The 13,861-nt window shown below is 67.0% G+C and carries 13 protein-coding genes; 7 read left to right on the top strand and 6 right to left on the bottom strand.

Annotated elements, in window-relative coordinates:
- Positions 1-17: 17 nt before the first annotated feature.
- Entirely contained in the window at positions 18-1,271 is a 1,254-nt protein-coding gene (gene proV / locus GFK26_RS26015; RefSeq protein WP_099796730.1) for a glycine betaine/L-proline ABC transporter ATP-binding protein ProV, read from the bottom strand.
- Between the two features lie 557 nt (positions 1,272-1,828).
- On the opposite strand from proV, the gene fumC reads away from it, so the two are divergent.
- Positions 1,829-3,226 carry a class II fumarate hydratase gene (fumC, locus tag GFK26_RS26010; RefSeq protein ID WP_153284499.1) on the top strand — a complete coding sequence of 466 codons (1,398 nt, stop codon included), beginning with the start codon at positions 1,829-1,831 and terminating at the stop codon, positions 3,224-3,226.
- A 65-nt stretch (positions 3,227-3,291) separates the two neighbouring features.
- Here the strand turns inward: fumC and GFK26_RS26005 are convergent, their stop codons facing one another.
- A complete protein-coding gene (locus tag GFK26_RS26005) occupies positions 3,292-3,909 on the bottom strand; it encodes an NAD(P)-dependent oxidoreductase (RefSeq protein WP_153284498.1) in 618 nt (205 codons plus the stop codon).
- Between the two features lie 108 nt (positions 3,910-4,017).
- On the opposite strand from GFK26_RS26005, the gene GFK26_RS26000 reads away from it, so the two are divergent.
- Positions 4,018-4,926 (top strand): LysR family transcriptional regulator, encoded by a 909-nt coding sequence (locus tag GFK26_RS26000; protein ID WP_153284497.1) that lies wholly within the window; start codon positions 4,018-4,020, stop codon positions 4,924-4,926.
- Between the two features lie 6 nt (positions 4,927-4,932).
- Here GFK26_RS26000 and GFK26_RS25995 read toward each other — a convergent pair whose 3' ends face one another.
- Complete coding sequence (locus tag GFK26_RS25995) at positions 4,933-5,568, bottom strand: YqhA family protein (RefSeq protein ID WP_153284496.1); 636 nt, start codon at positions 5,566-5,568, stop codon at positions 4,933-4,935.
- Between the two features lie 151 nt (positions 5,569-5,719).
- Between GFK26_RS25995 and acs the strand changes: the two genes are divergently transcribed.
- Positions 5,720-7,717, top strand: coding sequence for an acetate--CoA ligase (gene acs / locus GFK26_RS25990; protein ID WP_153284495.1), 1,998 nt, complete (start codon positions 5,720-5,722; stop codon positions 7,715-7,717).
- A gap of 319 nt (positions 7,718-8,036) precedes the next feature.
- Positions 8,037-8,537, top strand: a complete 501-nt coding sequence (locus GFK26_RS25985; RefSeq protein ID WP_101492946.1) for a Signal transduction histidine kinase — start codon at positions 8,037-8,039, stop codon at positions 8,535-8,537.
- A 33-nt stretch (positions 8,538-8,570) separates the two neighbouring features.
- Here GFK26_RS25985 and GFK26_RS25980 read toward each other — a convergent pair whose 3' ends face one another.
- Positions 8,571-8,876 carry a c-type cytochrome gene (locus tag GFK26_RS25980; RefSeq protein WP_153284494.1) on the bottom strand — a complete coding sequence of 102 codons (306 nt, stop codon included), beginning with the start codon at positions 8,874-8,876 and terminating at the stop codon, positions 8,571-8,573.
- Positions 8,877-8,982: 106 nt separating this feature from the next.
- Between GFK26_RS25980 and GFK26_RS25975 the strand changes: the two genes are divergently transcribed.
- Both GFK26_RS25975 and GFK26_RS25970 read left to right on the top strand, forming a co-directional pair.
- Positions 8,983-9,240, top strand: coding sequence for a TIGR04438 family Trp-rich protein (locus tag GFK26_RS25975; RefSeq protein WP_153284493.1), 258 nt, complete (start codon positions 8,983-8,985; stop codon positions 9,238-9,240).
- Between the two features lie 46 nt (positions 9,241-9,286).
- Positions 9,287-10,105: a DUF3592 domain-containing protein gene (locus GFK26_RS25970; RefSeq protein WP_153284492.1), complete on the top strand. Its 819-nt coding sequence runs from the start codon at positions 9,287-9,289 to the stop codon at positions 10,103-10,105.
- 7 nt (positions 10,106-10,112) lie between these two features.
- Here the strand turns inward: GFK26_RS25970 and ilvD are convergent, their stop codons facing one another.
- Positions 10,113-11,807 carry a dihydroxy-acid dehydratase gene (gene ilvD / locus GFK26_RS25965; protein ID WP_153284491.1) on the bottom strand — a complete coding sequence of 565 codons (1,695 nt, stop codon included), beginning with the start codon at positions 11,805-11,807 and terminating at the stop codon, positions 10,113-10,115.
- Positions 11,808-11,913: 106 nt separating this feature from the next.
- On the opposite strand from ilvD, the gene GFK26_RS25960 reads away from it, so the two are divergent.
- Entirely contained in the window at positions 11,914-12,855 is a 942-nt protein-coding gene (locus GFK26_RS25960; protein WP_099796740.1) for a LysR family transcriptional regulator, read from the top strand.
- A 3-nt stretch (positions 12,856-12,858) separates the two neighbouring features.
- Here GFK26_RS25960 and GFK26_RS25955 read toward each other — a convergent pair whose 3' ends face one another.
- On the bottom strand, positions 12,859-13,797 hold the full coding sequence (locus GFK26_RS25955) for a LysR family transcriptional regulator (protein WP_153284490.1): 939 nt from the start codon (positions 13,795-13,797) through the stop codon (positions 12,859-12,861).
- Positions 13,798-13,861 lie beyond the last annotated feature (64 nt).

Below are 13,861 nucleotides of genomic sequence, written 5' to 3'. Positions count from 1 at the left end.
CAAGGTCCTTCGTGAATTCAGTGCGGCTCGGCGGCGAGTGCGGGGGCGGCGTGCGGCGAGACGGGTTCGATCGGCGGCGTGTCGCGGTCGAGGAACTTGAGCAGCGTCGTCTTGCTGATCGCGCCGCAGAAGCGGCCGTCGCCGGCCACCACCGGCAGCGCGCACGGCGCCTGCGCGAGCTGGCCAATGAGGCCGGCCACGGGGGCTTCGGCGTCGATGCGCGGCAGCTCGTCGAGAAAGGCGTGATGCAGTCCGAGCGGGCCCGAATGCCCGTCGAGCGCACCGCGCAGCGTGTCGGCCGAGACCACGCCCAGGAAGCGCTTGGTCGGGCTGGTCACGTAGGCGAAGTCACGGTCCTGGTCTTCGAGCAGCTTGAGCGCCGCGTGCGCGCCACGCTCGGGGTGCTCGCACACCACGGTGAGCGACTTGCGCGCGATGTCGGCCGCCTTGAACACCGCCGCCGCGTCGACGCCGCGCACGAAGCTGCGCACATAGTCGTCGGCCGGCCTGCGCAGGATCTCGTCGGGCGTGCCGACCTGGATCACGTGGCCGTCCTTCATGATCGCGATGCGATCGCCGATGCGCATGGCTTCGTCCAGGTCGTGCGAGATGAAGACGATGGTGCGGCGCTGCACCTGCTGCAGCCGCAGCAGTTCCGATTGCATCTCGGTGCGGATGATCGGGTCGAGCGCCGAAAAGGCCTCGTCCATCAGCAGGATCGACGGGTCAGACGCCAGCGCGCGCGCCAGGCCCACACGCTGCTGCATGCCGCCCGAGAGCTCGTCGGGGTAGCTGTCGCCCCAGCCCGAAAGGCCCACCTGCGCCAGCGCCAGGTCGGCCTGTGCGAGGCGGTCTTTCTTGCGTGTGCCCGACAGCTCCAGGCCGAAGGCGGTGTTCTCGCGCACCGTCATGTGCGGCATCAGCGCGAACGACTGGAACACCATGCTGATGTCCTTGCGGCGCAGCGCGCGCAGCTTGCTGTCGGAGTGCTCGTTGATGTCGGCGCCGTCGATCACGATGCGCCCGGCGGTCGGCTCGATCAGGCGGTTGAGCAGGCGCACCAGCGTCGACTTGCCCGAGCCCGACAGGCCCATGATCACGAAGATCTCGCCGGCCTGGATCTCGAAGGTGGCATCGAACACGCCGATCGACTGGCCGGTTTGCGCCAGGATTTCCTTCTTGGAAAAACCTTGGCGGACCAGCTCCAGGGCTTGCTCGGGCGAATCGCCGAACACCTTGAAGACATGGTCGATGAGAATTCCTTTGGCCATATGCCGGGGCTCCTTGAGTGAAGGGTGGACACAGCACCGCCCCGAAGGACGGCAACGGCCACGCCATCAGCCCGATGAGGGAGCTGCCCGACAGCGCGCATGAAGTTTGCGCATGCGCATGCAATGGCCCGGCGAGCCCCGAGGGCTGCCGACAGGCACTGAAAACGACGTGGCGACGAAGCCAGTGCCCGCCGGATGCTTCATTCGCAGACAACGGGCCTGGTCGAGGGGCGCCGCCTGGATGAGCGTGACGTGGCAATGGGGCCGGAAAAAGATCCGGCCGGTTTGCCGGGCTGGGCCCGGCGTGGAGGACCTTGCACCGCGACGGGATTCACAGATCCGCGAGTAGTGCAAGGGTGACCAACATGACTTGTTGGTCGTCGGAAGCCCATGATTATAACTTTTTGGCATGACGCGAGTCAACCCGCAGGCGTATCGTGTCTGTGGGACCCGGGCGAAAGGCCTCGTCAGATGCGAGCCATTCTTATCGAGCCGATACTCGGCACCGCGTCCGGTGAGCGGGCGCAACCATCCAAGACTGCGGAGCCCTTTTTCTCATGACGACTTCTCCCAAGACCCGTGCCGAGCGCGACACCTTCGGCCCGATCGACGTGCCGGCCGACAAGCTGTGGGGCGCGCAAACGCAGCGCTCGCTGCAGAACTTCGACATCTCCGGCGAGCAGCAGCCGCGCGAGATCATCAAGGCGCTGGCCCAGGTCAAGCGCGCATCGGCCGTGGTGAACCACGCGCTGGGCCTGCAGGACGAGAAGAAGACGCAGGCCATCGTGGCCGCGGCCGACGAAGTCATCGCCGGCAAGCACCGGGGCGAGTTCCCGCTCGTGGTCTGGCAGACCGGGTCGGGCACGCAGAGCAACATGAACGTCAACGAGGTGCTGGCCAACCGCGCGAGCGAAATCCTCGGCGGTGAGCGCGGGGAAGGGCGCCTGGTGCACCCGAACGACGACGTGAACCGCAGCCAGTCGAGCAACGACGTGTTCCCGACCGCCATGCACGTGGCCGCCGTCGAGGCCATCACGCACAAGCTGCTGCCCGCCATCGCCAGGCTGCGAGGCACGCTGGCGAAGAAGGCCGAAGACTTCGCCGACATCGTGAAGATCGGCCGCACCCACCTGCAGGACGCCACGCCGCTCACGCTGGGCCAGGAGTTCTCGGGCTACGTCGCGCAACTGGCGCACGGCGAAGCGCATGTGCGCGCCGCGCTGCCGCACCTGTGCGAACTGGCGCTGGGCGGCACGGCTGTCGGTACGGGCCTCAACGCGCCCAAGGGTTATGCGGAGCAGGTCGCCGCCGAACTGGCGAAGCTCACGAGCCTGCCATTCGTCACCGCGCCGAACAAGTTCGAAGCCATGGCCAGCGTCGATGCGCTGGTGCATGCCCACGGCGCGCTCAAGACGCTCGCCGCCAGCATGAACAAGATCGCCAACGACGTGCGCTGGCTCGCGAGCGGCCCGCGCAGCGGCATCGGCGAACTGAGCATTCCCGAGAACGAACCCGGCTCGTCGATCATGCCGGGCAAGGTCAACCCGACCCAGAGCGAAGCCGTCACGATGCTGGCCGCGCAGGTGTTCGGCAACGACGTCGCCATCAACATCGGCGGCGCCTCGGGCAACTTCGAACTCAATGTGTTCCGCCCGATGGTGGCGCACAACTTCCTGCAGAGCGTGCGCCTGCTGGCCGACGGCATGGTGAGCTTCAACGACCACTGTGCCGTGGGCATCGAGCCGAACCGCGAGCGCATCACGGAGCTGGTGCAGCGCTCGCTGATGCTGGTGACGGCGCTGAACACGCACATCGGCTACGACAAGTCGGCCTACATCGCGAAGAAGGCCCACAAGGAAGGCACGAGCCTGCGCGAGGCGGCGATTGCGTCGGGTCATCTCACGGCCGAGCAGTTCGACCAGTGGGTGGTGCCGGAGAACATGACCGGTCGCTGATCCGTTCAGCCCCCATGAAAAAAGGACCCGCGAGGGTCCTTTTTCGTTGGCGCTTGATCGATCGATCAGTAGCCGATCGTGTAGCGCTGGCGCGAGTGTGCGGGCTTCTCGAGTTCGTCGATGAACGCGATCGCGTAGTCCTCGAAGCTGATCCAGCTGCGGCCTTCGGCGCTCACCAGCAGGTCGTCGGTGCCGAGGCGGAACTTGCCCGTGCGCTCGCCTTCGACGAATTCGGCGGAGGGCGACAGAAAGGTCCAGTCGAGGTCCTTCTCGTTGCGCAGCGCATCGAGGAACACGCCGCCGGCCGTGGCTTCGGCGCGGTAGGCATCGGGGAAGTTCGGCGTGTCGATCACCTTCAGACCGGGCGCCGCGAACAGGCTGCCGGCGCCGCCGACCACCAGCAGGCGCTTTACGCCCGCGCGCTTCACGGGCTCGATGATGGCCGCAGGCGGCACGGTGGCGAAATGCGCGGCGCTGAACACGGCGTCATGGCCGGCCACGGCCTTTTCGAGGGCGGCGGCGTCGAGCGCGTCGACATCCACGGCCTTCACGTTGGCGCGGCCCGACAGCTTCTCGCTGGCCTTGCGCGCAATGGCGGTGACGGTATGGCCGCGGCGCAGTGCTTCTTCGAGAAGGCGGCTGCCGGCGCGTCCGGTGGCTCCGATGATGGCGATGTGGCTCATGAGGGACTCCAGTCAAAAGGTTCGGAAGGGGATGAACCGCATCTTAGGTTTCTGGTTTCGAAAGAAATACCTCGAATTCCGCGCTTCTTTATTCCTAAAATCGTTCGAATGGACCGATTGAATGCAATGCGGGTGTTCGTCACCGTGGTGGACGCGGGCAGCCTTTCAGCCGCGGCCGACAAGCTCGACATGTCTCGCCCGGTCGTCACGCGCTACGTGGCCGAACTGGAGCAATGGACCGGCGCACGCCTGCTGCACCGCACGACGCGCCGCCTGAGCCTCACGGCCGCGGGCGAAGAGCTGCTGCCGCGCTGCCGCCAGGTGCTGGAGCTTGCGGGCGACATGCAGGCGGCGGTGCGCCATCCGGCCGAGGCGCCGAGCGGGCAGTTGCGCATCACCGCCAGCACCTCGTTCGCGCAGGCGCAACTGGCCCGCGCGGTGGCCGACTACGTGCGGCGCTACCCGGGCGTGGCGGTCGACCTGGTGCTGCTCGATCGCGCGGTGAACCTGGTGGACGAGCGCATCGATCTCGCGATCCGCGTGTCGGCCGAGATCGACCCGAACCTCATTGCGCGGCGGCTCTCGGTGTGCCGCTCGGTGGTCTGCGCAACGCCGGCCTACCTGAAGGCGCACGGCCAGCCGCAGCGCGTGGAAGAGCTGGCGCAGCGCAACTGCCTCACGCATTCGTATTTCGGCCGCAGCCTCTGGAACTTCACGCGCAAGGCCGACGGCCAGCCGGTCTCGGTGGCCGTGGCCGGCAACCTCTCGACCAACGACGCGTCCAGCCTGATGGCGTTGGCGCGGGCCGGGGCGGGCATCGCGATGCTTCCCACCTATCTGACGTCGGGGTTGCTGCAGTCGGGCGAGCTGGTGTCGCTCTTTCCCGATCACGAGCCGCAGGTGCTGGGGGTGTACGCGGTGTACGCCTCGCGCAAGCACATGCCGTCTGCGCTGCGCACTTTGCTCGATTTTCTGGCCGAGCGCTTCACCGAAGTGCCGGCCTGGGATACGCCCTAGCGGGGCTCAGTGGCGCGTGCTGGCGGCGGCCGCCTCGTTCATCAGCTTGTCGGTGTAGGCGATGGCCATGGCCGAGAACAGGAACGCGATGTGGATCACGGTCTGCGCGATCAGCACCTTGTCGGTGTAGTTGTCCGCGTTGATGAAGGTCTTGAGCAGGTGGATCGAGCTGATGCCGATGATGGCGGTGGCCAGCTTCACCTTGAGCACCGAGGCGTTCACGTGGCTCAGCCACTCGGGCTGGTCCTGGTGGCCTTCGAGGTCCATGCGGCTCACGAAGGTCTCGTAGCCGCCCACAATCACCATGATCAGCAGGTTGGAGATCATCACCACGTCGATCAGCGCCAGCACCACCAGCATGATCACCGTCTCGTTGAGGGTGCCGACCGGGGCGGTGGTCTTGTAGCCGATGCTCGCGATGAGGGCCTGGAGCGCGTCCTTGTTGCCGAAGGCGGCTTCGACCAGGTGCAGCAGCTCGACCAGAAAGTGCACCACGTACACGCCCTGGGCCACGATCAGCCCCAGGTACAGCGGCAGCTGCAGCCAGCGGCTCGCGAAGATGAGCCGGGGCAGGGGCTTGAGCGGGGAACTGCGCGCTGGTACGGGCGCGTTCCGGGCGTCGAAAGGATCGGGGGCGGACATGAAGTAAGAAGACGGATGTAAAAAGTCGGGCGATTTTAGAGGTCTCCCAGTGACGCACTCGTGATAACCCTGCGAACTAACATCGACCCCGTCAGTGGCCCGTAAGTGCGTGCCCCGACATTACGGCCGCATTCAATCAGGAGACAAGAGCATGAGCAGCGCATCGAAGAACATTGAATCCGTCCTCGTCGAGAACCGTGTGTTCCCGCCCGACGCCCGCGCCACCGAAGGCGCCCGCATTGCCGGCATGGCCGCCTACGAGGCGCTGTGCAAGGAAGCCGAACAGGACTTCGAAGGCTTCTGGACCCGGCTGGCCAAGGACAACCTCCAGTGGTCCAAGCCTTTCACCCGCACCCTCGACGAATCGAAGGCGCCGTTCTACGAATGGTTCGGTGACGGTGAGCTCAATGCCAGCGCCAACTGCCTGGACAAGCACATCGGCACCCCCGTCGAGAACAAGACCGCCATCGTCTTCGAAGCCGACGACGGCGCCGTCACCCGCGTCACCTACAAGGAACTGCTGGCCCGCGTGAGCCAGTTCGCCAACGCGCTGAAAGCGCAGGGCATCCAGAAGGGCGACCGCGTCATCATCTACATGCCGATGACCATCGAAGGCGTGGTCGCCATGCAGGCCTGCGCGCGCATCGGCGCCACCCACAGCGTGGTGTTCGGCGGCTTCTCGGCCAAGGCGCTGCAGGAACGCATCATCGACGCGGGCGCCGTGGCCGTCATCACGGCCAACTACCAGCTGCGCGGCGGCAAGGAACTGCCGCTGAAGGCCATCGTGGACGACGGCATTGCGCTGGGCGGCTGCGACACCCTCAAGACCGTGCTCGTGTACGAGCGCACCCCCACCGCGTGGAACCGCGTCGAGGGCCGCGACAAGACCTTCACCGAAGCGCAGGCAGGGCAGAGCACCGAGTGCGCGCCGGTGCCGGTCAATGCCGAGCACCCGCTGTTCATCCTCTACACCTCGGGCTCCACCGGCAAGCCCAAGGGCGTGCAGCACGCCACCGGCGGCTACCTGCTGTGGGCCAAGCTCACGATGGACTGGACCTTCGACATCAAGCCCGAAGACATGTTCTGGTGCACCGCCGACATCGGCTGGATCACCGGCCACACCTACGTCGCCTACGGCCCGCTCGCGGCCGGCGCCACGCAGGTCGTGTTCGAAGGCATCCCCACCTTCCCGCATGCGGGCCGCTTCTGGGAAATGATCGAGAAGCACAAGGTCAGCGTGTTCTACACCGCGCCCACCGCGATCCGCTCGCTCATCAAGGCGGCCGAAGGCGACGAAAAAGTGCACCCGAAGAACTGGGACCTGACCAGCCTGCGCATCCTCGGTTCGGTCGGCGAGCCGATCAATCCCGAAGCGTGGATGTGGTACCACCGCAATATCGGCGGCGAGCGCTGCCCGATCGTCGACACCTTCTGGCAGACCGAAACGGGCGGCCACGTCATCACGCCGCTGCCGGGCGCCACGCCGCTGGTGCCGGGCTCGTGCACCTTGCCGCTGCCGGGCATCATGGCCGCCATCGTCGACGAGACGGGGAAAGACCTGCCCAACGGCGCGGGCGGCATGCTGGTCATCAAGCGGCCCTGGCCCTCGATGATCCGCACCATCTGGAACGACCCCGAGCGCTTCAAGAAGAGCTACTTCCCCGAAGAGATGGGCGGCACGATCTACCTGGCCGGTGATGGCGCGGTGCGCAGTGCCGACCGCGGCTACTTCCGCATCACGGGCCGCATCGACGACGTGCTCAACGTGTCGGGCCACCGCCTGGGCACGATGGAAATCGAATCGGCGCTGGTGTCCAAGACCGACCTCGTGGCCGAGGCTGCGGTGGTGGGCCGTCCCGACGACGTGACCGGCGAGGCCGTGTGCGCCTTCGTCGTGCTCAAGCGCTCGCGCCCGACCGGTGAAGAGGCCAAGCAGATCGCCAACGAGCTGCGCGCGTGGGTCGCGAAGGAAATCGGCCCCATCGCCAAGCCCAAGGACATCCGCTTCGGCGACAACCTGCCCAAGACGCGCAGCGGCAAGATCATGCGGCGTTTGCTGCGCAGCATTGCCAAGGGCGAGGCGATCACGCAGGACACGTCGACGCTGGAGAACCCGGCCATCCTCGATCAGTTGTCGGAGACAAACTGATCGAGGAGCCGGCCGCAAGGCCGGTGAGCGCACAGCGCGGGGCCGGTGAAGACGGCACTCATATCGCGCAGCGATGTGATGTGTCCGGCAGAACCCGGCGATCCTCGATCAGTTGTCGGAAACGAACTGACCGCAAACGCGGCCATCGCCTACCGATTCGGAACAGTTGTCACGAACTGGCTGTGGAGAGGTGTAGGACATGGCCGTTTGTGCGGCCATGCGCACCAAAGCGGGCTCCTTGCTGAGGTAAAACCGATGCCGTCACCGCGCGCCATCACAGGCGTGCGGCTTTTGTCGGTCTTTTGCAAGGAGGCGCCACATGGGCGTGAGATCCGCTTTTCTTTTTGTCATCGTGCTGCTCATCGCGGGGCTTGCCGCGCTGAACTGGGGCACGTTGTCGGCCCCCACCGACGTGTGGCTCGGCTTCATGAGCGTGTCGGCGCCGCTGGGGCTCATCATGCTGGGGCTCACGGCCGTGCTCGCGGCCTTCTTCCTCGTGTACGTGCTGTACCTGCACAGCTCGGTGCTGCTGGAGACCAAACGCCACACGAAGGAAATGCAGACCCAGCGCGACCTCGCCGACAAGGCCGAGGCTTCGCGCTTCACCGAACTGCGCAACTTCCTGGAAGCGCAGGAGAAGCAGCACATGTCGCACAACGCCGACCGGCACACCGCGCTGCTGGCGCGGATGGAGCAACTGGAACGCGCGGTCAAGGCGCGTTCGGACCAGACCGACAACACGGTGGCCGCGCACATCGGGCAGCTCGAGGACCGCATCGAGCGCCGTCCGGTGCCCAGCGACATCAACCCGAGCATCTGACCGGGCGCGCCGCGCGCTTCGTTTCTCTGCTGATTACTTCGTCGACAACACCCAGGCCGCGAGCTTCTTCGCATCGGCTTCGCTGACCTGGTTGTTGGCCGGCATCGGCACCGGGCCCCACACGCCCGAGCCGCCCTTGATGATCTTGGTGGCCAGCGTGTTGGCTGCGCCCTTGTCGTCCTTGTACTTGGCCGCAATGTCCTTGAACGAGGGCCCGAGCACCTTGCGTTCGACCGCGTGGCAGCTCATGCAGTTCTTCGACGTGGCGAGGGCCAGGTCGGCAAAGGCGGGCGCCGCGAGGCCGAGGCCCAGGACTGCCATCAACATCGTTCTTTTCATGGGACTGTTTTCGTAAGGGCTGAGTTACATTCGATCCAACGCGATTGTAGGTAGCGCGGTGCACACGCACCGGCGGCGATACCGACCAACTCTGAGGGGATTCGCGATGTGGTTTCTGCTCTTGGGCCTGCTTGGTATAGCCCTCAAATATTTCGAAGTGGGCATGGTCGCCGGCTGGAGCTGGTGGATCGTGCTGAGCCCGTTCGCGCTGGCCCTGGCATGGTGGGCCTGGGCCGATTCGTCGGGCTACACCAAGCGCAAGGTCATCGAGCGCGAAGAGGCGCGCAAGCAGGCGCGCATCGACCGCCAGAAGACCAACATGGGCCTTCGCACCAGCAACGGGCAACAGCGCCCGCGCCGCTGACCACGCGGCTCCGTCACCCGCGCCGCATGCCAATCGGACGCGCGCCATGGACGACGAAGCCGCCACCCATGCCTTGCTCGTCTTCGGGCTGTCGCTGCTGGTCGGCCCGGCCGTTGGCGCGCTGGTCGGGCGCTTCAAGACCTTCTTCTGGGGTGCCGGCATTGGCGCACTGCTGATCGGCTGCGCCGGCCTGTACGGCGCGGTCACGGTGGGCTGGCAGCGCTACCAGTCGATCGCGGGCACAGCCCCCACGCAAGGCAGCCTGGTCGAGTTCGTGGAAGAGCGCAGCAAGGACAGCAAGGGCGACGTCACCACCACGCGTGCGCCCGTCGTCGAATACACCACCGCCGATGGGCGGAAGCGCCGCGTCAAAGGGCTCGGTGGCAGCCTGTCGGACAAGGAGTGGGGCGATGCGGTCGAGGTGCGCTACAGCACCGCCGACCCCGCCAAGGCCTTGGTGGCCGACTTCCAGAACATGTGGGGCGTCGTCTGGGGGCTCGGCCTCTTCGGCGGATTTCCGACGATGTTCGGCCTGTTCTTCGCCGGCCTGGCGCTCAAGGAAGGCCGCAAGGGCCAACCGGCGCCGGTGCGCGAGCCGACGCCCACGCAGAAGAGATGGCGCACGCGCGGCACGGTGCTGGCGAACGTGGTGTTCCTCGCCGGCTTCGCGCTGGTGTTTCTCTATCCCGACGAGAGCGCGATGAAGCAGTTCGGTGCGGGTTTTCTCACCATCGGCGCGGGGGCGCTGCTGCACTTCGTCGTGCAGAGCTTTCCCCCGGCGATGGATTTCGAAGTCCGGGCCATCTTCGCGATCGTCGGCCTGGGCTTTGCTGCCTTCGGCTACGGCGCTTGGATGATGGGCTGAGTTCGTCTTAGAACTTGTCGAGCACCGCGCCCGAGCTCGCGCTTGAGGCGTTGAACGCGAACTTGGCCTGCACGCCGCGCGTGTAGCGCGGGGCCGGGGCCTTCCAGCCTTCGCGGCGCTTGGCGATCTCGGCTTCGGGCACGTTCAGTTCGAGCACCAGCTTGTGCGCGTCGATGGTGATCGAGTCGCCTTCGTTGACGAACGCGATGGTGCCGCCCGCTGCTGCTTCGGGTGCGACGTGGCCGACCACCATGCCCCAGGTGCCGCCCGAGAAGCGGCCGTCGGTGATGAGGCCGACGCTTTCGCCCAGGCCCGCACCGATCAGCGCGCCCGTGGGCGCCAGCATTTCCGGCATGCCCGGGCCACCCTTGGGGCCGAGATAGCGCAGCACCATCACGTCGCCGGCGACGATCTTGCCGGCCAGGATGGCTTGCAGCGCCGACTGCTCGTCGTCGAACACGCGGGCCGGGCCGGTGATGACGGGGTTCTTCAGGCCAGTGATCTTGGCGACCGCGCCTTCGGGCGACAGGTTGCCCTTCAGGATGGCCAGGTGGCCTTCGTCGTACATGGGCTTGTCGATCGGACGGATCACGTCCTGGTCGGCGCGCGGCACGTCGGGCACGTCCTTCAGCACTTCGGCGATGGTCTGGCCGCTGATGGTGATGCAGTCGCCATGCAGCAGGCCCGCGTTCAGCAGCACCTTCATGACCTGGGGGATGCCGCCGGCCTGGTGCAGGTCGACCGCGAGGTACTTGCCCGAGGGCTTCAGGTCGCACAGCACCGGCACCTTCTTGCGCATGCGCTCGAAGTCGTCGATGGTCCATTCGACCTCGGCCGCGTGCGCGATCGCCAGGAAGTGCAGCACCGCATTGGTCGAGCCGCCGGTGGCCATGATGACCGCCACGGCGTTCTCGATGGCCTTCTTGGTCACGATGTCGCGCGGCTTCAGGTCTTTCTTGATCGCCTCGATCAGCACCTTGGCCGATTCCTTGGCCGAGTTGGCCTTTTCGTCGTGCGGGTTCGCCATGGTCGACGAGTAGGGCAGCGAGATGCCGAGCGCCTCGAACGCGCTGGACATGGTGTTGGCCGTGTACATGCCGCCGCACGAGCCCGTGCCGGGAATGGCGCGCTTCTCGATCTCGTGCAGGTCTTCGTCGCTCATGTTGCCGGCGGCGTTCTGGCCCACGGCTTCGAACACGCTGACGATGTTCAGGTCCTGGCCCTTGTAGCGGCCCGGGAGGATGGTGCCGCCGTAGACGTAGATGGCGGGCACGTTGGCGCGCAGCATGCCCATGAGGCCGCCGGGCATGTTCTTGTCGCAGCCGCCGACCACCAGCACGCCGTCCATCCACTGGCCGCCGACGCAGGTCTCGATGCAGTCCGAAATGACCTCGCGGCTCACCAGCGAGTACTTCATGCCTTCGGTGCCCATGGCCATGCCGTCGGAAATGGTGGGGGTGCCGAACACCTGCGCGTTGCCGCCGGCTTCCTCGATGCCCGCGATGGCCGCGTCGGCCAGCTTCTGCAGGCCCGAGTTGCAGGGCGTGATGGTGCTGTGGCCGTTGGCGACGCCGACCATCGGCTTCTTGAAGTCGCCTTCCTCGTAGCCCATGGCGTAGAACATCGAGCGGTTGGGGGCGCGGCTCTTGCCTTCGGTGATGTTCGCGCTGCGGCGATTGATCTGGATGGTCTTGGTGTCCATGGTGTCTCTTCTGTCGTGGGGAGATCGTGAGGGGAAGCGCCAAGTATCGGACTTCTGATTGATTGGTTCCAATCCAATTTGACGCATGGATTGATATGCTTGGCGTATGAATGAAGCCCTCATCGACCTGCGCGCCTGGCGCCAGTTCGTGGCCGTGGCCGAAGAACTGCACTTCGGCCGCGCCGCCCTGCGCCTGCACATGACGCAGCCGCCGGTCACGCAGGCCATTGCCCAGCTCGAAAAAACGCTGGGCGTGGTGCTGTTCGACCGCACCCGAAGGCGCGTGGCGCTCACGCCCGCCGGCGAGGCGCTGCTGCCCGACGTGCGCGAGCTGCTGGCGCGTGCCCAGGCGCTGCCGGCGCGGGCGCGCGCGGCGGCGGCGGGGCAGGTGGGGCGCGTGCGCATCGCCTTTGTCTCGACGGTCGGCTTCGAGCAGCTGCCGGCCTGGGTGCGCGAGTTCCGTGTGCTGTGCCCCGAAGTGGCGCTCGAACTGGTGGAAGCTACCGGCGACGTGCAGCTCGAAGCCTTCGCGCGCGGCGAGATCGACGCCGGCCTGATGCTGCATTCGCCGGGCGCCGCGCCGCCGGGGCTGGCCTGCCTGCCGGTCGAGGTGGAGCCGCTGGTGCTCGCGCTGCCCGCCCAGCATCGGCTGGCCGAGGCGCGGCCCGTGCCGCTGGCCGAGGTGCTGGACGAGCCGCTGGTGATCTTTCCGCGCCGCATCGTGCCCTCGCTGCACGACGCGATCTTCGATCTGTACCACGCGGCCGGGCGCACGCCGCAGGTGGCGCAGGAGGCGATCCAGATGCAGACCATCGTCAACCTCGTGTCGGGCGGCATCGGCGCGGCCTGGGTGCCGCACAGCGTGATGCAGTTCCGGCGCGCCGGTGTGGTCTACCGGCAGGTCCACGAGTTCAAGGGGGTGGGGCGCCGCCGCGTGACCTTGCCGGTGTGCGAGACCAGCCTCGTGTGGCCCGCGCAGGCGGCGCATCCGGCGCTGGCGCGCTTCGTGGCCTTCGTGCGGGAGCGGGCCGGGCGCGTGCCGGCCTAAGGCTCAGGGGCTGCGCGACCCGCGTCCAGCGGGAGAGGGCGCATCGAGCGAGGTGGCCAGCACCGTGTCAAGCCAGCCCGCGAAAGCCTGCACGCGCCGCGACAGATTGCGCCGGTGCGGCACCACGAGGTGCACCGGCAGCGGCTCGGCACGCGCGTCGGGCAGCACCTCGACCAGCTCGCCGGCCGCCAGGTGCGCGCGCACGTCGTAGGCCGGAATCTGGATCAGCCCCAGCCCCGCCAACGCACACGCGATGTAGGTCTCGGCGTTGTTCGCCGCCACGCGGCTGCGCAGCCGCAACGTCTGGGTCTCGCCGTCGCGCAGCCGCCATTCCCAGGGCGCGGCGCGGCCACTGGTGGGCGAGGCGTAGTTGATCGCGAAGTGCTGCGGCAGGTCGGCCGGCGTGCGCGGCGTGCCGTGCTGCGCAAGGTACGCCGGGCTCGCGCAGTTGATAAGCGTGAAATGCCCCAGCGGCCGGGCCACGAGGCTGCTGCTGGCGAGCGGGCCGACGCGCAGGGCGCAGTCCACGCCTTCCAGCACGAGGTCGACCGCGCGGTCGCTGGAACCGAGTTCCAGTTCGACCGCCGGGTGGCGTGCAAAGAAGTCCGGCAGCGCCGGCGCGATCAGCAGGCGCGCGATGCGGCTGGGCACATCGACCTTGAGCCGTCCGCTCACGCTGCTGTGCGCGGGCTGGAACTGCTGCTCCATGTCTTCCATGTCGGCCACCAGCCCGCGGGCCCGTTCGAGCAGCACCTCGCCGTCGGGCGTGAGCCCCACGCGGCGCGTGGTGCGGTGCAGCAGGCGCGAGCCCAGGCGGGCCTCAAGCTGCTGGATGGCGGTCGAGATGGTGGCGCGTGGCAGCGCCAGCCGGTCGGCGGCGCGCGTGAAGCTGCCGGTTTCGGCCACGCGCAGGAAGACCTGGAGGAGTTCGATGCGGTCCATGGCGGCGGGGCTGATTGTTCGTGATTTTCAGAACAGTCTAGCCTTGAATGAGTGATTTATCTGC

The sequence above is a fragment of the Variovorax paradoxus genome (assembly GCF_009498455.1).
Classification (GTDB): Bacteria; Pseudomonadota; Gammaproteobacteria; order Burkholderiales; family Burkholderiaceae_C; genus Variovorax; species Variovorax paradoxus_H.
This window is presented reverse-complemented; position numbering and strand designations above follow the sequence as displayed.

Bases quoted from the DNA above. Each gene is read 5' to 3' on its own strand.
- fumC (WP_153284499.1), top strand. From the start codon at position 1,829: ATGACGACTTCTCCCAAGACCCGTGCCGAGCGCGACACCTTCGGCCCG.
- ilvD (WP_153284491.1), bottom strand. From the start codon at position 11,807: ATGGACACCAAGACCATCCAGATCAATCGCCGCAGCGCGAACATCACC.
- GFK26_RS26000 (WP_153284497.1), top strand. From the start codon at position 4,018: ATGGACCGATTGAATGCAATGCGGGTGTTCGTCACCGTGGTGGACGCG.
- GFK26_RS25980 (WP_153284494.1), bottom strand. From the start codon at position 8,876: ATGAAAAGAACGATGTTGATGGCAGTCCTGGGCCTCGGCCTCGCGGCG.
- GFK26_RS25985 (WP_101492946.1), top strand. From the start codon at position 8,037: ATGGGCGTGAGATCCGCTTTTCTTTTTGTCATCGTGCTGCTCATCGCG.
- GFK26_RS25970 (WP_153284492.1), top strand. From the start codon at position 9,287: ATGGACGACGAAGCCGCCACCCATGCCTTGCTCGTCTTCGGGCTGTCG.
- GFK26_RS25995 (WP_153284496.1), bottom strand. From the start codon at position 5,568: ATGTCCGCCCCCGATCCTTTCGACGCCCGGAACGCGCCCGTACCAGCG.
- acs (WP_153284495.1), top strand. From the start codon at position 5,720: ATGAGCAGCGCATCGAAGAACATTGAATCCGTCCTCGTCGAGAACCGT.
- proV (WP_099796730.1), bottom strand. From the start codon at position 1,271: ATGGCCAAAGGAATTCTCATCGACCATGTCTTCAAGGTGTTCGGCGAT.
- GFK26_RS25960 (WP_099796740.1), top strand. From the start codon at position 11,914: ATGAATGAAGCCCTCATCGACCTGCGCGCCTGGCGCCAGTTCGTGGCC.
- GFK26_RS25955 (WP_153284490.1), bottom strand. From the start codon at position 13,797: ATGGACCGCATCGAACTCCTCCAGGTCTTCCTGCGCGTGGCCGAAACC.
- GFK26_RS25975 (WP_153284493.1), top strand. From the start codon at position 8,983: ATGTGGTTTCTGCTCTTGGGCCTGCTTGGTATAGCCCTCAAATATTTC.
- GFK26_RS26005 (WP_153284498.1), bottom strand. From the start codon at position 3,909: ATGAGCCACATCGCCATCATCGGAGCCACCGGACGCGCCGGCAGCCGC.